Annotated in this window: 14 protein-coding genes and 1 riboswitch; of the genes, 8 read left to right on the top strand and 6 right to left on the bottom strand. The window is 49.5% G+C overall.

The genetic code is table 11. From position 1 onward, the window contains the following. Positions 1-6 precede the first annotated feature (6 nt). Positions 7-777, bottom strand: a complete 771-nt coding sequence (locus BWI97_RS08060) for an SDR family NAD(P)-dependent oxidoreductase (RefSeq protein WP_094814676.1) — start codon at positions 775-777, stop codon at positions 7-9. A 268-nt stretch (positions 778-1,045) separates the two neighbouring features. Next, the gene (locus BWI97_RS08055; protein WP_102200643.1) at positions 1,046-1,603 is read right to left on the bottom strand and encodes an FUSC family protein; all 558 of its coding nucleotides are present in this window, start codon (positions 1,601-1,603) and stop codon (positions 1,046-1,048) included. A 221-nt stretch (positions 1,604-1,824) separates the two neighbouring features. On the opposite strand from BWI97_RS08055, the gene BWI97_RS08050 reads away from it, so the two are divergent. Further along, a complete protein-coding gene (locus BWI97_RS08050; RefSeq protein WP_094814680.1) occupies positions 1,825-2,448 on the top strand; it encodes a PolC-type DNA polymerase III in 624 nt (207 codons plus the stop codon). A 71-nt stretch (positions 2,449-2,519) separates the two neighbouring features. Here BWI97_RS08050 and pgk read toward each other — a convergent pair whose 3' ends face one another. Continuing rightward, a complete protein-coding gene (gene pgk, locus BWI97_RS08045) occupies positions 2,520-3,707 on the bottom strand; it encodes a phosphoglycerate kinase (protein WP_102200642.1) in 1,188 nt (395 codons plus the stop codon). A 262-nt stretch (positions 3,708-3,969) separates the two neighbouring features. Beyond that, a riboswitch (cobalamin riboswitch) is annotated at positions 3,970-4,185 on the top strand. 231 nt (positions 4,186-4,416) lie between these two features. Between pgk and metE the strand changes: the two genes are divergently transcribed. The 4 genes from metE (at position 4,417) to BWI97_RS08025 (ending at position 9,397) form a co-directional block, all read left to right on the top strand. Beyond that, on the top strand, positions 4,417-6,726 hold the full coding sequence (gene metE, locus BWI97_RS08040) for a 5-methyltetrahydropteroyltriglutamate--homocysteine S-methyltransferase (protein ID WP_102200641.1): 2,310 nt from the start codon (positions 4,417-4,419) through the stop codon (positions 6,724-6,726). 119 nt (positions 6,727-6,845) lie between these two features. Further along, positions 6,846-7,232, top strand: a complete 387-nt coding sequence (locus BWI97_RS08035) for an acyl-CoA thioesterase (protein WP_102200640.1) — start codon at positions 6,846-6,848, stop codon at positions 7,230-7,232. A 169-nt stretch (positions 7,233-7,401) separates the two neighbouring features. Next, positions 7,402-7,608, top strand: coding sequence for a cysteine-rich CWC family protein (locus tag BWI97_RS08030; RefSeq protein WP_102200639.1), 207 nt, complete (start codon positions 7,402-7,404; stop codon positions 7,606-7,608). Between the two features lie 103 nt (positions 7,609-7,711). Next, on the top strand, positions 7,712-9,397 hold the full coding sequence (locus tag BWI97_RS08025) for a VRR-NUC domain-containing protein (RefSeq protein ID WP_102200638.1): 1,686 nt from the start codon (positions 7,712-7,714) through the stop codon (positions 9,395-9,397). Between the two features lie 347 nt (positions 9,398-9,744). On the opposite strand, the gene BWI97_RS08020 is transcribed toward BWI97_RS08025, so the two are convergent. Next, positions 9,745-10,830, bottom strand: a complete 1,086-nt coding sequence (locus BWI97_RS08020; protein ID WP_102200637.1) for a hypothetical protein — start codon at positions 10,828-10,830, stop codon at positions 9,745-9,747. Between the two features lie 193 nt (positions 10,831-11,023). Between BWI97_RS08020 and hpf the strand changes: the two genes are divergently transcribed. The 3 genes from hpf (at position 11,024) to BWI97_RS08005 (ending at position 15,512) form a co-directional block, all read left to right on the top strand. Beyond that, positions 11,024-11,383 (top strand): ribosome hibernation-promoting factor, HPF/YfiA family, encoded by a 360-nt coding sequence (hpf, locus tag BWI97_RS08015; protein ID WP_094816902.1) that lies wholly within the window; start codon positions 11,024-11,026, stop codon positions 11,381-11,383. Between the two features lie 114 nt (positions 11,384-11,497). After that, the gene (locus BWI97_RS08010; protein WP_102200636.1) at positions 11,498-12,880 is read left to right on the top strand and encodes an FAD-binding protein; all 1,383 of its coding nucleotides are present in this window, start codon (positions 11,498-11,500) and stop codon (positions 12,878-12,880) included. A 247-nt stretch (positions 12,881-13,127) separates the two neighbouring features. Beyond that, on the top strand, positions 13,128-15,512 hold the full coding sequence (locus BWI97_RS08005; protein WP_102200635.1) for a glycoside hydrolase family 3 N-terminal domain-containing protein: 2,385 nt from the start codon (positions 13,128-13,130) through the stop codon (positions 15,510-15,512). A gap of 67 nt (positions 15,513-15,579) precedes the next feature. On the opposite strand, the gene BWI97_RS08000 is transcribed toward BWI97_RS08005, so the two are convergent. Next, entirely contained in the window at positions 15,580-17,775 is a 2,196-nt protein-coding gene (locus BWI97_RS08000) for a DUF2339 domain-containing protein (protein WP_102200634.1), read from the bottom strand. A 72-nt stretch (positions 17,776-17,847) separates the two neighbouring features. Further along, positions 17,848-18,612 carry a hypothetical protein gene (locus BWI97_RS07995; protein WP_102200633.1) on the bottom strand — a complete coding sequence of 255 codons (765 nt, stop codon included), beginning with the start codon at positions 18,610-18,612 and terminating at the stop codon, positions 17,848-17,850. Between the last annotated feature and the right edge of the window lie 109 nt (positions 18,613-18,721).

Raw genomic sequence — 18,721 nt, 5'->3', positions numbered from 1 at the left:
GAGAGACTAGTTATTCAAGGTAGTAAAACCGCCGTCAATCGGGTAATCGACACCCGTAATGAACGAAGCTGCATCCGAGCAAAGGTACAAAGCCAACTGAGCAATTTCTTCGGGTTTCGCCATCCGACCGATGGGCTGCGTAGCCGAGAGTTTCTGGAACATTTCTTCTTCCTGACCCGGATAATTTTTCGAGATGAAGCCATCCACGAAGGGCGTATGCACGCGGGCGGGGGAGATGCTGTTGCAACGAATGTTATCCTTCAGGTAATCCTTCGCTACGGATAAGGTCATGGCGTGAATGGCTCCCTTGCTCATGCTGTACGCAAAACGATCCGGAATACCGACCAGAGCCGCAATGGACGCCAGGTTCAGAATGACGCCACCGCCCTTAGCCTTCATTTTTGGCACGGCGGCAAAGAGGCTGTTATACGCTCCCTTGACATTAACATTGTAGATACGGTCGAGGTCCGCTTCGGTCGTTTTTTCCAGATTACCGACGTGGGCGATACCCGCATTATTGACCAGAATATCGAGCGAGCCGATGGCCTCGAAAACGGCCAGTACTTCGCCCTGATTCGTTACGTTGACGGCATGTACGGTTACCTTACCACCGGCTGACTCAATTTCCTGAGCCGTCGCCTGAGCCCCTTCCGCACTCAGATCCAGAATATGTACATGAGCACCCTGACTGGCAAATTCGACACTAATGGCCCGGCCAATACCACTGCCACCGCCGGTAATGGCTGCCGTTTTTCCGGCAAGACTAAATACACTCATCCTTGTTGTTGGTTTTTGTAAGAAAAGACCAGATCAAGGGCGGTAATACCCTATTTAGATCGGCATTTTTACTGCGACCACAAGTTTCGTGTAATTCCTTGAAAAAAGAATGAATGGAAGAAAATAGAACAGAGGAGCTGGACGGAATTGGCCCACTACCAAGGTCTTGTTGGGATCGTTTAACGTTTGAAAAGTTTGACGCACCGAAACATTTCAGCGTCTTAGCAAAACTACGTAGGGGTTTCAACCCCTGGCCTGGAACCGAAACCTAGAAATTAAACCTCCGCTTCACCACGGAGAAAAACCAGCCGACCAGAAAGGCGACGATACAGCCCAAGGTTACTTCCGAGGTACGGAGAAGGGCAATTTCAAGAGCATCCTGCCAGGAAGCTTGCTGAAAAATCGCTGGCGTCATAACAGCAATTACCGTAGAGGGAGCCAGTTTCCAGCTAGAAGGATACCGTTTGATGAGTGTACCCATGAAGATGGCTACCGCAATGGCTAGAAAGAGGGAAAAGATATTAACACCCGTCAGGACGATAAAAACAATACCAATCAGACAGCCGCTAATAGTATTAATAATCCTGGAAATCGTATTGCGACGTAGATCACCAAAATCAGGCTCGGAGACGATGGCTACTGAAATAAGTGCCCATTCTTTTTTCTCGATATGCAGTAAATCGAGTAACATCCAGGCAATGGCTGCTCCGAACAAAATCCGGAATGCGTATAAAAAAGTAGTCTTTTTGAGCTCGATTTCATCTAAAATTGTTTTTTCAAGCTCAATGATTCGTTTCTTGGGGTTGATGAGTGTTTTATAGATCATGGTACTTTTCGGGCTGTGACCAAACGGTCGTACTTCAACGGCTTCTATAAAATTAACGCACAAACAGCCCTAAGAGTTTTGAATATTTTTGTACTATTCTAATAATCTACGCAATCATTTGAACAAAATTTCCGGAATGAACGCTTTACGTATTCCTGAATCGAAATCCGGTGAATAATAGGGGCGTTCCCTTATCTTTGAATTCTACTCAACTTGAACCGATGCCTTATCTTGTTTTAGACCTGGAAATGACCGGCGGTGAACCCGGCTGGAATGAAATCATACAAATTGGAGCCGTTTTGTGCGATGATGACTGGAATGAACTGGGAACGTACCTGTCGAATGTCTATCCGGAAAACGAAGAAGCTTTCTCGGAATATTCAGCCAAAATTCACGGTCTGAGTCTGAGCGATCTGGACGACGCTCCCATGATTTACGATGTCATCCCACAATTTGAAGAGTGGATACTGGAAAAGCTCGGTCGCCTCCGGGGCCGTACCCAGACGCTGGATAATTCCCAGTACCTGCGGGATGTTATCATTAGCGGACAATCCGTCATCAACGATATTAATTTCCTGCGGTACGCCTACCGGGAAGAGAAAATCAAGTGGCCGTATTCCAACAAACTGCTGGATCTGCATACGCTCGGCTATTTCACCTTTGAAGTACTGAAAGCCAATGGCAAGCCCGTACCCAAGTCACTGAGTCTGAAAGCCATTGCGGGTTATTTTGGGCTGGAACGGGAAGACGCCGAATTTCACAATGCCCTCGAAGACGCTCAGCTGACTACGAAATCATTCAAAGAAGTATTCGCTCTCGCCAAAAAGTTTAAGCTGGCCGAGTAAGCAAGCAATAAACGACAAAGAGCCGACCCTACAGGATCGGCTCTTTGTCGTTTGGGTATTTTGTCAGGAAATTAATCCAGAGCCGCTACCCCGGGAAGCGTTTTGCCTTCCATGTATTCGAGCAGAGCTCCACCACCCGTCGATACGTAGCTTACGCGGTCACCGTATCCGGCATTGTTTACTGCAGAGGCAGAATCCCCTCCACCAATGAGTGAGAAGGCTCCGTTTTCTTCGGTTGCCGTTACTACGTATTCCGCAATGGCATTGGTACCTACAGCAAAATTCGAGAATTCGAATACCCCCATCGGACCATTCCAAAGAATCGTTTTCGAATTCAGGATGGCTTCTTTGAATACTACGATCGACTGGTGTCCAATGTCCAGACCTTCCCAGCCCTCGGGAATCTGACCGGCGGGAACCGTCGTTTTGGTGGCGTCGTTGGAAAATTTATCGGCAATCACCGTATCCAGCGGCATCAGCAGGTTTACACCTTTTTCTTTCGCTTTTTCGATCAGCTCCAGAGCCAGCTCCATTTTGTCGTCTTCGTGGATGGAATTTCCGATTTGTCCACCCAAGGCTTTCGTGAAGGTGTAGGTCATACCACCCCCCAGAATCAGCGTATCCACTTTATCCAGCAGGCGTTCGATCACCAGAATTTTATCGGAGATTTTCGCTCCACCCATGATCGCCGTGTACGGACGCTCTACGTTATCCAGAATCCGTTGGGCGTTATCCAGCTCGGCCTGCATCACGTAACCACTTACTTTGTCAGTAAAGAACTGACCGATTACCGCCGTTGACGCGTGGGCCCGGTGAGCCGTACCAAAAGCATCGTTTACCCAAACATCACCCAGGCGAGACAGTTTCTCGGCGAAAGCCACGTCTCCTTTTTCTTCTTCTTTGTAGAAACGGAGGTTTTCCAGCAGCAGGATTTCACCGGGCTGCAAGTTAGCGGCCTGATCTACGGCCTGCTGACCAATGGCGTCATCGGCAAATTTTACCGGACGGTTGAAAATCAGCGACAGGGCATTAACCAGGTGTTTGAGCGAATATTTTTCGGTAGGACCATCTTTCGGACGACCCAGGTGCGACATCAGGATTACCGAACCACCGTCGTTCAGAATTTTCTGAATCGTGGGGATCGTAGCTTTGATGCGGGTATCGTCAGTAATTTCATAGCGGTCATTCAAAGGGACATTGAAATCTACGCGGACAAGTGCCTTTTTTCCGGCGAAATTGTACTGGTTCAGCGTCTTCATCAGATAGAATCAGAAGTTTAAATGAGTAATGGTAAGACCACGCGGTAACAAAGTTCTGAAGCGTTAGTCAAGAACGGAACAAATTTAGAAATTCGGCCAAACTTCCCTAAACCTGACGAGTTTTTAAGCGAAACCTCTTAAAAGTTTGCTAAAAAGATATACGCTGCAAGTCTGGGTACGCGGGCCGTTGTCGTTTCTAAAAAAGATTCTGCTTCCGTATTTAAAAAAACTATGCTCTATATTTGCGGCGTTCTTTGTAATGCCCGTCAATCGGATGGTTGGTTTCGTGGGGAGGTCTTCGCTCGCCAAGGAATGAAAAAGGAATCGTGTGTAAATCACGAGCAGACGTGCTACTGTAAGTACCCGTTTCGCCGCAGCGAAACACGTGCTACCCAAATTTCCCATTGTTCCGCGAGGAATGAGAAGGGGGGCCAGCATGGTACAAGCCAGGAGACTTGCCAACCTTCTCAATGGTCATGCCTTCACGACTAAGGCCTGATGCACGCATTGATTTTACAAACGCTGTAGGAGTTTCTTCGACCGGTTCTGACGATCAGAGCGGGTTCGAAAACGCGTATTCTTTTTTCTGACGTTCAGCGACGAACGTGAGCCGGAGATCGTATGCCTACGCATTTGCAACAATTCACCTTTTTTGGCGGGTTGGGTGTTTCAGAGGCGTTTTTTTAAACCCTTTTTTAACACAAACAACATGGTTACGCACAACCTGGGCTACCCCCGTGTGGGCAGCAAACGCGAACTGAAATGGGCCAGCGAACAATTCTGGGCCGGAAAAATCTCCAAAGACGAACTCCTCTGGGCCGGACGGCAGGTCCGTCGGCAAAACTGGCAAACGCAACAGGAAGCGGGTATCCAGTGGATTCCTTCCAACGACTTTTCATTTTACGATCAGGTACTGGATACGGCCCTGATGGTAGGAGCGGTACCCGAGCGTTACCAGTCGCTGATTGACGGCAAGAGTAATCGCGAGCTGGAAATCTACTTTGCCATGGCCCGGGGCATTCAACAGAATGGGCTGGACATCAAAGCCATGGAGATGACGAAATGGTTTGATACCAATTACCACTTCATTGTCCCGGAGTTTCTGAAAAATCAGCAGTTTAAACGGTATTCCGATAAGGTGATTCACGATTTTGAGGATGCCAAGCAAATGGGTATTCTGACAAAGCCCGTCCTGCTTGGCCCCGTATCGTTTCTGTTACTGGGCAAAGAAAAAGAAGCGGGTTTCCATCGCATTGACCTGCTCGAACGCTTGTTGCCCGTGTACGCCGACGTACTACGCGAGCTGGTTACCCGAGGTACGACCTGGGTACAGCTCGACGAACCCTGCCTGACGCTGGACTTATCCGAGAATGAGCAAATCGCTTTTCAGCAGGCCTACGAGTACCTAGCCCGGGCAGTACCTCAGCTATCCTTGCTGGTTGCCACGTATTTTGAAAGCATACAGCCCAACCTGGCCCTGACCCTGCAATTGCCCGTAGCGGCTTTGCACGTGGATTTGGTACGCGGCAACGAACAACTGGAAGTCATCCTGGCCGATACCAGTTTTGTCACTTCGCAACGAATCCTTTCGCTGGGCGTCGTGGACGGACGAAACGTCTGGAAAAATGACTTCACGCAATCGTTGACGTTCATTCAGCGAGCGGTGGACGTACTGGGCAAAGACCGTGTCTGGATTGCTCCGTCCTGCTCGCTACTGCACGTACCGTATGACCTGGATCTAGAGAAAAACGAAGCCGTCCTGACGCCGGAAATCAAAAACTGGATGGCCTTTGCCAAGCAGAAACTCGGTGAAGTAGTGACGCTGGGACGTCTGTCCACAGGAGAGGCTCAGGGCTTATTGCTGGAAAATCAGGTGGCTTTGGAAAGTCGCCGGACGAGTCTGCTGATTCACAAAACTGCCGTTAAAACGCGGGTACAGGCCGTGCAAACGGATGATTTTGAGCGGGATAGTGCGTTTGCCGTTCGTCAACAAATTCAAGAAGAAAGCCTGCCATTACCGCTCTTCCCCACGACCACCATTGGTTCCTTTCCCCAAACCGACGAAGTGCGGCAATGGCGGGCGAAGTACAAGAAAGGCGAAGTAACGAAGGCTGATTATGAAACGTTTGTAGAAGCGGAAATCGAAAGGTCCATTCGCTGGCAGGAGGAAGTAGGGTTGGACGTACTGGTACACGGCGAGTTCGAGCGTAACGACATGGTAGAATACTTCGGCGAGCAACTGACGGGCTACGTCTTCACTCAAAATGGCTGGGTACAGAGTTACGGCAGTCGTTGCGTGAAGCCACCGATTATTTACGGTGACGTAGAACGTCCCGAAGCCATGACGGTACGTTGGACGACCTTCGCTCAATCGAAAACCGAGAAATACATGAAAGGGATGTTGACGGGGCCGGTCACGATTCTGCAATGGTCCTTTGTCCGGGATGATCAGCCACGTAAGGATACGGCTTTCCAGATTGCCCTGGCGATTCGGGATGAGGTACAGGAACTGGAGCAAGCGGGCATCCGGATCATTCAGATTGACGAACCCGCCATTCGCGAAGGATTGCCCCTGCGGCGGGCGGACTGGGCGACGTACCTGACCTGGGCCGTGGACGCGTTCCGGCTAAGTGCTGCGGGGGTAGCGGATCAAACGCAGATTCACACGCACATGTGTTACTCGGAATTCAACGACATCATGGAGGCCATTGCCCGAATGGATGCCGATGTGATTACCATCGAAACGTCCCGTTCGCAGATGGAATTGCTGGAAGCGTTCTCGGATTTTCAGTACCCCAATGAGATCGGACCCGGCGTGTACGACATTCACTCACCGCGTGTACCGAGCGTGGAAGAAATGGCACATTTGCTGGAAAAAGCACTTCGTACGATTCCGGCTCGTAACTTGTGGGTCAATCCCGACTGCGGCCTGAAAACCCGCCGTTGGGCCGAAACCGATCAGGCCTTACGAAACATGGTAGCCGCCGCCCGGCAGCTCCAGCAGACGATAAACGTTTAGAGGTTTTGTGGTTTAGAGTTTAGTGTTTTGAGTTGCGTGGACCGTAGCGTATAACGGATAAGCCCATGATTCGATTCAGAACCCTAAACTCTAAACCCTAAACTCAAAACCCATTTCTCATGTCTTTAGAAGAAAAAATCAAAGCGGCGGAGACCCGCGTATTTAAAGCTGTTTTTCCGAATACGACCAATCATTATGATACGCTGTACGGGGGTATGGCGATGCAGTGGATGGATGAAATTGCCTTCATCACGGCGACGCGACTGGCCCGAAAACCGATGGTAACGGTATCGAGCGACCGCATTGATTTCCGTCAGCCCATTCAGGCGGGAATGCTGGTGGAGCTGATTGGCAATGTCGTACACGTCGGAAACACGAGTATGCGGGTAAGCGTGGAGATTTTTGTCGAAAGCATGTACGCCGAAGGCCGCGAACTCGCCATCCACGGCACGTTTACATTCGTAGCGATTGATGCGGATAAGAAGCCGGTGAGAATTTTTGATTGATGTTTTGGGTTGGGTGTTTAGGGTTTTGAGTGCATGACGCTGCAGTTGAGAATGACCAGCGTTCTTGAGTAACTTTTAACAGGGAAATTTGATCAGCCATGAACTATGAAAAACATCGTATGAACCAAGCCCTAACTCAAAACCCTAAACACCCAACTCAAAACTTCTTATGTCTAAACACGCCATCGAAGGTTGCCCGCGTTGCGGACGGTTGTTCACCTGTAAGCTCAACGCCAGTCTGAAATGTGATTGCATGAACGTAGCCCTGACGCCAAATGAAATGCAATACATTCGTGACATTTCAGTGATGGAGTATGACGGAAGCTGTTTGTGTATGCACTGTCTGGAGGAGTTGCGGCAGGAAACGCAGGGGTAGTAATCGTTTCAGTAATGTTGGATCCAATCAATCCACAGGCTGAAAATCAAACTTTTTCCCCAAAAAAAGCATTATCCTAGTTCTAAGCCACGAAGCTCTTGCTATGTCCGAACGCCTGGAACTGCCTCCTAAATATTACCTTGAGTACTTTCGCTATTTAATTGAATTCGTTCGTCGTTTTTACCTGGAATTGCTTACCGATGACGAACGGGAATTTCTGCACGACTTTGATCATCTCAGCGAAGATGCTCAGTGTCTGTTTATTCGGTTTACCAACCGAAGAGTAGCTTTCTTCCGCGTTCGTAAACTCAATTACCCGGAAATTGAATACTGGGGCGAAGCCCTGCTCGAACTGGAACGCAAGGGGTTTGTGGCTCCGCTGTCAGCGTACCATCAGAATCGGGCGGGGGAGGTACTCGACATTTTCAACAAAACGGAAGTCCTCAGTTTTGCCAAACAGCTCTCACTCGATACTAAAGGTAAAGCCAGTCTGAAGAAAGAAGAACTCAGCGACTGGTTACTGGAAGCTGCTCCTTTCGACGATGTATGCGTACTGATTGGGGAAAGCGAACCCGTTGTGAAAGTCAATTACGAGGCCCAGACCATGTTGTTCAAGTTCCTCTTTTTCGGTAATCGACACGCCGATATGAGTGAGTTTGTGGTACGGGATCTGGGACATCTTCGTTTCGAACGTTTTGATGAGGACCGGTTTGTACCGCACTTCACCACTCGGCAGGAAGTTGAAGACCGCCTGAAAGTATCGCTGGCGGCGGAAGATTTTCAGTTGATGAAAGCTGCCGAAACCGATCCGCTGGCCATTAATATCTGGTTTCTTGACTGGTATGAAAACCATACACCGCTGGCAGAAATTGCCCAGCCCTCCCTCGATCGACTAATTCTGAAGCTGGCCGGGTATATGGAGCGGCAGAAAAAGCTGGAAGAAGCACTGGTACTTTTTCGACTGACAAACGTACCGCCTTCCCGCGAACGGCAGGTCCGATTACTTCTAAAGCTGAAGGATACGGAAGCCGCTACGGCTCTGGTCGAAGAAATAATGGTCAATCCGTATAATGCCGAAGAACAGTTTTTTGCCATCGATTTTCAGAATCAGCAGGCGGCTCAGGGGCAGAAGAAAAGAGCCCGAAAGTCGACGACGGAATGGCTACTCAAATCCGAGAGTGTAACCATTGACCTGACCTGGCGGTACCGCGTGGAAGAGGGGGTAGCCGAACACTTCCGTCAACAGGGCAAACACGCCGTCCATACGGAAAACTTTCTGTTTGATGGACTTTTCGGACTGCTGTTCTGGGACATCATTTTCGATGCGGGCAGTTCCGCCATTCACCATCCGCTGCAACGGTCGCCCTCGGATATTTACAAGCCTACGTTTTTTGAAAAGCGTCGTCCAGCTTTAGTAGAACGGCTGGAATTGCTCGAAAATACGGCGGATACGCTAACGTTTCTGGATGGTATGTTCGAGGAAAAGTACGGAATCGTCAACCCCTTGGTCGTCTGGTTTCCTGAATTATTGAACCTGATTCGGGCAGCTATTGAGAAGATTCCTGCTCATTTGTTACAGCGATTACTAATCGAAATGGCAACGAATGTACGCGAACATACCCGAGGCTTCCCCGATTTATTCGTGTGGGACGAAAACGGTTACGATTTTATCGAGGTAAAATCCCCCACCGATCACCTTTCTCCGCAACAGCTGTACTGGTTACGTTTTTTCGAAACCATTGGTCTGCGTTCGAAGGTGTTACGGGTGGTATGGGGGAGTGTGGCGTAAGCGTTGTAGGGTTTCAATCGTGTACCTGACATTACATTACATACGGGGTCAATGACACTAAACCCCTTCGAGGTCGGTAGCCCACCAACCCCGAAGGGGTTCAACATGATTAGCCATGGATGACACCCATAGATTATTGTTAAAATCAACCGTAGCTGCCCGCATTGTATACGGGGCTATGTACATTGAACCCCTCCGGGGTTAGTGCCTACCAACTCCGAAGGGGTTCAACGTGAGTAACGTGAGTGACACCCATGGACACTTTAATTTGTCGAAAAGAAATATAATTTGTAAAACTATCAACTATCAACTATCAACTATCAACTATCAACTATCAACTATTCACCTTATTGCCGCAACTCCTGAATCTCCCGAGCCACCTTTTCCGCCCAGCGAGCCTGTTCAGGTTGAATGATACTATGCCGCGTTTCGGCGTCATACTGCTCCTGATAGCGATTCATTTCCCGGAATGATTCCAGAAAAATGTATTGAATGCGACTATCGTAATCTTCCAGCGGCAGTTCTTCGGCCAGTAGAGCTTTTTTGAAACGCTCCGTAATCAAATGCGTGATGTCGAAGTGCAGCTGTTCGTGGGCAAGGGCGTAGGCGTTTGTGGCCGGTTCCGAAGTCCAGGAAGAATTTTGTAACATAAAGGCCTTAACCGTCATGTCAATGTACACCGTTCCTTTTTCCACGTGTGTCATGGCCTCGTAGCCGAAGCTGGTATAAATCATAGCTCCCGTACGTGGGTTTACCCGTCTGATAGGGCCGCGAAAATCATTCCAGGTCAGTTTACGGGCCGGATCATAAAAAACGGTATCGGCTAAACGCCCCTTGGGTACGTATTCCCTGAAGCGAATCTGAACCCGGCGGGCCAGCTTTTCAGTACTCTGCTCATGGGTCTTTACCCAGTTGCCAAACTCCTGAAAGCAGCGTCCGAGGGTTTGCCGAAGCTGAATTTCATAATTACCCTCCATGCCGGGTGAACGACTGTAATCCGCTCCAGCCTGGCATTCAGTCAGTGTAATGTAGCGATCCTCGACTTCCCGCTCAAAGACCAACTGTACCCGAAAGGTCCCTCGGATGAGCCGACTGGAAGGTTTTTCGTCAAACCATAATTGCCTGATTCGCACGCGTACGGGATAATCCCGCTCATTCCGGGGCGGCTGTCGGAGCAATTGACGCAACGTAGCCGGAACGCTCGCCGCAAATTGCAAGCGGGTCGTCTGACCCGAGGGAAGCACTACGGTACCCAGGCCTGTTTGATTGGGGCGTTCGTCAACAATGTCCTGTAACGTATACAAATTGGGTAATTGCGGAATCGATTCCGAACGAAGTCCCAACGTTTTTTGGGCCCATACCATCGGCGTACCTAAGAAGCAGATCCAAACGAGCAGGTATCCGCGTAAAAAGCGTCTATGTATCAAGTTCATGGGTTTCTATGCTCTTTTTAACGCAAAAAAGAATAGAAAAGTGCGGGGAAATTTCTTCACTTTATCCTTGACTTTATGGGCAGACCTCACTAGGTTCACTCTTGCTAACGGGCCTTTTATCCTAGATTAAGGAACGGATAGAATGGTTTTTTTACGGTAGCTACTATGGTTAAACCTAAAAATGAGTGTGCGTATGAAACTGCAAGTGCAAACAGTCCATTTCGATGCGGATAGCAAACTGCTCGACTTTGTGCAAGCCAAATTCAATAAACTCGATCAGTTTTATGATCGGATTACGAGTGCGGATGTATACCTGATGCTGGATAAAGGCGAGTCGAGCAAGGTTCAAAATAAAATTGTGGAAATTAAGGTCTATGTACCTGGTGACTCGATTTTTGTGCGGGAAACTGGTACCACCTTTGAAGAAGCGACGGACCGCGTATTGGATATTGCGAAAACGCAGGTCAAGAAATATAAGGAAAAAGTAAAGGCTAAAAATGCTCCGAAAGCCGCTGAACTCATTACCGAAGAGGAAGACAGCGACATATTGTAAACCTTCTCGTTCGTATAAAAAAGAGGTCGTTCTTACCAGGAGCGACCTCTTTTACATTAGATGGTATTGATTTTCCTGAAGGCATTCCCTTACTTGAAGGCAAATCCTCTACCTATGAACAAACGCACCTTCCTGAAACTCTCTTCCGTTGTTGTAACGGGTAGCCTTTTATCTCCCATGAGCAGTTGTAAAGAAAGCAAAAACACCCGCAATGCCGCTAAAGAGTTGTTGAGCACGAAAGAGTTTAACTGGGCTCGTAATTTCGAGTATAGCACTCAGGATTTTCAATACCCAAAATCAACTGAACAACTCAAAGAGCTGGTCAGGGAAATGAAGCATCTGAGAGCCTTAGGAACGCGGCATTCGTTCAACCGTATTGCGGATAGTACAGAACATATCGTTTCACTCAGAGAGCTGGATAAGGTAATTTCGCTCGATAAAGAAGCCCGTACAGTGACCGTAGAGGCGGGAATACGGTACGGCGAACTGGCGGAATACCTCCACAAGGAAGGCTACGCTCTGCATAACTTGGCTTCCTTGCCGCATATTTCCGTGGCCGGAGCCTGTGCGACGGCTACCCACGGATCGGGTGTAAAAAATGGGAATCTTTCCACGGAAGTAGTTGCTCTGGAACTGCTAACTGCCGCGGGAGAAACCGTGCAATTATCGGCTGAAAAAGATAAAGAAACGTTTTACGGAGCCGTAGTAGGGCTGGGAGCCTTGGGCGTGGTAACGAAACTGACCCTACAGGTACAACCTACGTTTTTGGTTCGACAGGATGTATACCGAAATATGCCACTCGCTCAGTTGAAAGAGCATTTTGAAGAGGTCATGTCCGCCGGATATAGTGTGAGTTTGTTCACCAACTGGGCGAACCAGACTATCAATCAGGTCTGGATCAAACGACGGGTCGAAAAGGGAATGATGATGAAAATCCCAGATACGCTATTTGGAGCTACCCTGGCCACGAAAAACCTACATCCCATTGAAGCGATTTCCGCTGAACACTGTACCGAGCAGCTGGGTGTACCCGGCCCGTGGCACGAGCGATTGCCGCATTTTAAAATGAACTTTACGCCCAGCAGCGGCGAAGAACTCCAGTCGGAGTTTTTTGTTCCCCGGGAAAAAGGAATTCAGGCTATTCAGGCGATGTTTCAGCTAGCGGATCTCATTACGCCACACCTGCTGATTTCGGAAGTACGCACCATTGCTGCCGATTCGTTCTGGATGAGTCCCTGTTACGAGCAGGATAGCGTTGCCCTGCACTTTACCTGGAAGCAGGACTGGCCCGCTGTCAGTAAGATATTACCCATTATCGAGGAAAAACTGGCTCCTTTTCAGGCTCGTCCGCACTGGGCCAAGCTGTTTACGATGTCGCCCATGCGGTTACAGTCGCTGTATAAAAAATTACCTGATTTCAAGAACCTGATTAAGCAGTACGACCCGCAGGGGAGGTTTCAGAATGAATTTCTGGAGAAAAATTTATACGGTGTTTAAAGGGAAAGTCGGGTCACGTTAACCAGGTCTGTACATCCTTTGATGCATTAGCTTTTCCCGAAAGTACTAGAGCTTTCGGGAAAATTTTTAGAGGCCATAACCCGATTGAAAAACTATAAATTAGTAGTTGACCTTCCTAAGACGGAAAGAACCTTTCCGATACTTTATATATTAAAAAATTTTACAAATTAACTTCGGATCAAGGCCAGATTCACCAAATTATGCGTAACATTCGGCAATGAAACGCATGGTACGTACCCCTCTATTACTCGCCGGTGCCTGTTTCGCACTGGTTTCGCTGACGGCTAGCATTGATCCCAAGCCCCTTTATAAAAATCCCGCCCTGCCTACGCATCGCCGGGTGCAGGACTTACTCCAACGTATGACGCCCGAAGAAAAAGTCGGGCAACTGGCCACGCCACTCGGCTGGTTCATGTACGAAAAGAAAGGCAACGAAGTACAGGTGAGCGAGCAGTTCAAGAAAGCCGTTGCTAAACAGCATATTGGTTTGCTCTGGGCCACCTTACGGGCCGATCCCTGGACGCAGAAAACCCTGACGACGGGTCTCAACCCCCAGCAGGCCGCCGAGGCGACCAATGCCTTGCAGAAATACGTCATTGAACATACGCGACTGGGCATTCCACTTTTACTTTCGGAAGAATGTCCCCACGGCCATATGGCGATTGGAACGACGGTATTTCCGACGGCTCTGGGGCAGGGCAGTACCTGGAATCCGGCCCTGATTCAGCAAATGGCCTCGGCTATTGCTCAGGAAGCCCGTTTGCAGGGGGCTCACGTGGGGTACGGTCCGGTGCTGGACTTGGCCCGCGAACCCCGCTGGTCCCGCGTGGAAGAAACCTACGGTGAAGATCCCGTACTGAATGGCCAAATGGGTCGGGCGATGGTCAAAGGTTTTCAGGGAACCAATCTGAAAAGCGGAGCTAACATCATTTCCACGCTGAAACACTTTGCGGCCTACGGCGTACCCGAGGGTGGACATAACGGCGGTAGTGTTGCTCCGGGCGTTCGGGAATTACATCAGGTCTATCTGCCGCCCTTCCGCGACGCAGTACAGGCCGGTGCTCTCTCGATCATGACGGCCTATAACTCCATTGACGGCATTCCCTGTACGGCGAATCCGGTTTTACTCAAAACCATTTTACGGCAGCAGTGGGGTTTTAAAGGGTTTTCCGTATCCGATCTGAACAGTATTCAGGGATTGGTAGCCAATCACCATATTGCAGCGAACCGGGTAGAAGCGGCGGCTCTGGCGATCAACGCGGGTCTGGATGCCGATTTGAGCGGTACGGGCTTCGACAAATCGCTGTTACAGGCCCTGAAGGAAGGAAAAGTAAGCAAAGCCGTATTGGATACTGCGGTGAGCCACGTGCTGCGACTGAAATTCGAGATGGGATTATTCGAAAATCCCTACGTTCATCCGGAGAAAACGTCGGGTGTGCGTAGTACCGAACACATTCACTTGGCCCGTCAAGTGGCTCAGCAGGCAATCGTTTTGCTGAAAAATGAGAATCAGCTTTTACCGCTGAAAAAGTCTTTAAAGAGCATTGCAGTCATTGGGCCGAATGCCGACAACGTTTACAATCAGCTCGGCGATTATACGGCTCCGCAAGCTGATGGAGCAGTAGTTACAGTACTCAAAGGTCTTCAAAATAAACTCGGTTCTAGCACGCAGATTCGATACGCCAAAGGATGTAGCATCCGCGATACGTCTTCAACCCAGATTGTCGAGGCTGTCGAAGCGGCTCGTCAGTCGGAAGTAGCCGTTGTCGTCATCGGCGGATCGAGTGCCCGTGATTTCAAAACGGAATACCAGAATACGGGAGCCGCTCACGTAAAGGCTTCCGAAGTATCGATCAGCGACATGGAAAGTGGTGAGGGGTACGACCGGGCCAGTCTGGATTTGATGGGCCGTCAGTTGCAATTGCTGGAAGCCGTATTAAAAACGGGCAAACCCGTTGTCGTCGTATTGATCAAAGGTCGTCCGCTGAATCTGAATTACGTATCGGCTCACGTGCCCGCCGTACTCGACGCCTGGTATCCCGGTCAGGAGGGGGGCAACGCCATTGCCGACGTACTCTTCGGCGATTACAATCCGGCGGGTCGTCTGCCCATTTCCGTGCCTAAATCGGTGGGTCAACTGCCCGTGTATTACAACTACAAAACACCCGTCAAACACGATTACGTGGAAAGCGACGCCAAACCCCTGTATCCTTTTGGCTACGGCCTCAGTTACGCCTCATTCGACTATAGCGGTCTGACGATTGCAGTAGCCCCCGTTTCGAAAGACGTAACGGTGAAGGTTTCGTTTCGGGTGAAAAACACCAGCAATCGTGATGGTGATGAGGTCGCTCAGTTGTACGTGACCGATCAGGTGGCGTCAGTCGTAGGCCCGGTCAAGCAGCTGAAAAAATTCGAGCGGATTCATCTGAAAGCGGGTGAAGAAAAAACGCTAACATTCGAGCTGCACGCCAAAGACCTGATGTTACTCAATCAGCAGATGCAATGGGTCGCCGAAAAAGGAAAATTCACGGCACAGGTAGGAGCATCTTCGGAGGATATTCGATTGAAAGACGAATTTCAGTTAACGCAGGATATTCCCGTAAAACCGTAATTATCGCCCGAAAACAAAAGATCCCGAAAGTCGTACCGCTTTCGGGATCTTTTGTTTTTGGGCTAGCTTACTGAACGGGCTGATCGTCTTCCAGTAATTTATCCTTGTACTTCTGATAAAGGAAAGACGTAACCAGCAACAAGACCCCAACGCTCAGGAAAATGATAATTTTCCCGCCCGTAGGCACGCGACTCAGGTCAAAAATGAGCAGTTTTCCGAGTACGATTCCAAAAAGAGCAATGCCGGATAATCGGTATCGTTTTACTTTTTGAGTGAAGCCCAGCACAATCAGTACCAGCGAATAGACGCCCCAAAGAACGCTAAATCCGGCCTGAGTAGCCTGCAGACGTTGTTCTTCAGCGTGCAGGGGATCAAGCAGAATCAGATGCGTCATCAATTCCTGACTCAGAATCCATAAAGGAATGACATGGATAACGTACAGAAAACCGTTGCGGATCTTTTTCCAGCCGGGCGTATGCTCGGGAATCATTCGGTACAGGCCCCAGGTCCACACGGCCAGGGAAGCGTACAGCAGAAAACGCAGGAACAGTGGTGTAGCGGGGACTTTGAGGTACTGATTAACCAGCTCCAAAATGGGTTGCTCAGCAACGATGTACAGAAACAGTAATCCCGAAAGTCCCAGACTAAACGCTTTCCAGATCCCTAGGGAACGCCGTGACAAACCCCAGTGAACTAGTCCCAGATACAGAGCCGAGTAACTCATGAATACTACTTTCTCAATAAGCGGAGCGTAGCGGTTCACCTGGATATTGAAATACCGTTCCCATTCAACCCAGCCAATAAAGTAGGCCGTTCCCAGCAGCAGAATCAGCAAACTGTTGGGGAAAAGACCCGTCCGGTCGCTGCGGTAGGATTGAAAAAGCATGAAGACCAGAGCCGCCAGATACAGAAAATTAGTCAGGAAGGTCCGGTTGAAATAGGGCAGATAGTCGGGGGATTGGATCACAGGATCGTACCAGTAGACAAAGACTGAACCCGCCGCCAGATAAATCAGGGCGATTCCGAACACCCGCAGTAACCGCGAAGACCGATTGACACCCAGGTAATACAAAGCCGCTGCTCCCGCTGCCCAAAGGATCGTAATCCAGTCGCCTTCCAATTGAATCGGTACGGCAACGATCAGAAACACCAGCATCAAGGCCAGCGAGGTGCGGGAGAGTACGGCAAAATTTCGCTGATGCATATACCACGCAATTCCCCCGTGTACCAGGCTGTTGGCTAACGTAAATGCCGTGATGGTCAGCGTAGGGTAGTGGTGCTCATTAAGGATAAAGTACGTCGGGAAAAAGTAGAAGATAGAATTCAGAATCATCAGCAGAATAGTACGGTTGTTGACGTACTCTTTCTGGAATAAGGGGTAAATCAGCTGATTAGCGTAGAGTTGTAAAAAGAAAACAGCCCCGAATACCAGACTGATCCAGACGTAACCGGGCCGGTCGAATCCGTTGATGATGAAAGCGATAAAGATGAGCCAGGTGAAGCTGAACGCCGCCGTGTTCATCAACTGCCAGTTGCGTTGGTAGGCCAGAGCCAGTACGCCGGTGTTCAGAATCGTCATGTACACAAACAGGCCCCAGGCAGCTCCGTTCCCGCCGACGAGGAAGGGCACCGCATACGCTCCCACGAGTCCGAAAAGTCCAATCCACTGAACTTCGTACTGCGTGGCCTGCCAGACGGTAAAGAGCGTGATCGCCACCATCAGCCCAAAAGCGACGGGTGGCGGCAGAAAATGGTAAAAGTAAAACGCCGCGTAGGTAGTTAGATACGCCGTGGCAACGCCGCCACTCAGAAGTACGGCACTGTAGGTCAGATACTTGGGCTTCAGCCACAGAGCCAGTCCCGTTAAACCCGCTCCCAGTCCCCAACCCAGCAGCAAACGGCCCCAGGGACCAATCAGATCATTGTCGAAGGCGTATTTTACGAAAATAGCCATGCCAATTACCAGAGCCGCAATTCCTATTTTACTCAGGATATTGCCACCGATGTACTCTTCCGTGGGCGTTTGCGAACGCGTAACGGGGCGGGGAGCCGCTACCGGTGGTGGAGGTACGGAGATCGGACGCGGGGGTACGGTAACGGGAGGTACGGGGGGCGTTGAGGGTACAGAGGCGGTTTCTTCGCCGCGTCGAAGCAGGAGCAGTTCCCGCTCGATCTGACTGAGGTGTTGCTGATAGATCGTTAGCTGGCTGGAAAGTCGTTGTACTTCGGCTTCCAGAGCGTCGATTCTGGTTTTTTCATTCATGATTGAAGGGTACGTAAGGTGGGTTGGATATACGTACGGTAAGCGTCATCCATAGGTTTAAAAACTAAGAACTTATTGAATGACAAAATTCATCCGATCCAGACCCGTATTTTTGGTAATGCGATCATACGCATAAATCTGTACTTCATACATGCCCTTTTCCTTAATGGGCAGGCTGCCCTCAAAAATATTATCGATCCCGGCAAAATTCAAAGGCACTTCACCCCGAGCTACGCCGTCTTTTTTCACAAACGCTTTTACCTCAATCTGCTCGGAATTCCAGACCCCGCCTTTCGTAATGACGCAACCGCACATCATCACCAGATTGATTTTCAGTTTAACCTGACTATCCTTTAGCGAACTTAGGCTCAAAACCTGATGCGTTTGGGGTTCGAGAATATCGAGCATAAAACCGGGGATTTCCAGGATGATTCCCTCGCCATCCATGGCTTTGCCGGGAATGAGCCACAATTGAGTACTGGCCTTGACCGCAGCACTTTTCCGGTTGACGGGAGCGGTCGCTTCAACGGTTACAAACGTGGGGGCGTCGAGTTTGAGATTTGCTTCGAAGCGGGCGGTCTGGTCATCCGTCAGGCGGTCGTACCGTTGGTGGGGCGTTTTTAGCAGGAGATCGGTATTGCCCGAAGTACCTGTTGTCAAGCCCTGGGCCAGAATTTCACCCGTCAGGTCATGGCGAATAACGACGTAAGCCCCGCCAATGCCCGTACCAATAAATTTGGCGTCTTTGGCCCGGGCCCGGACTATCACTTTAGTGGATTGAGCAAATCCGTAACAGGCCACCAGGCAGAGCAGAAAGGTACTAAACAAGTGTTTCATACAGGTTTTAACTGAGGAAGAAAAAAGTTTTGGAAAGGAAGAGTAACCGAAATAACAAGTATACTGTATTCCAGTAAGATTGTAGACTATTACTGCCGATTTCTTCCCA

The organism is Siphonobacter sp. BAB-5405, assembly GCF_002872335.1.
Classification (GTDB): domain Bacteria; phylum Bacteroidota; class Bacteroidia; order Cytophagales; family Spirosomataceae; genus Siphonobacter.
This window is presented reverse-complemented; position numbering and strand designations above follow the sequence as displayed.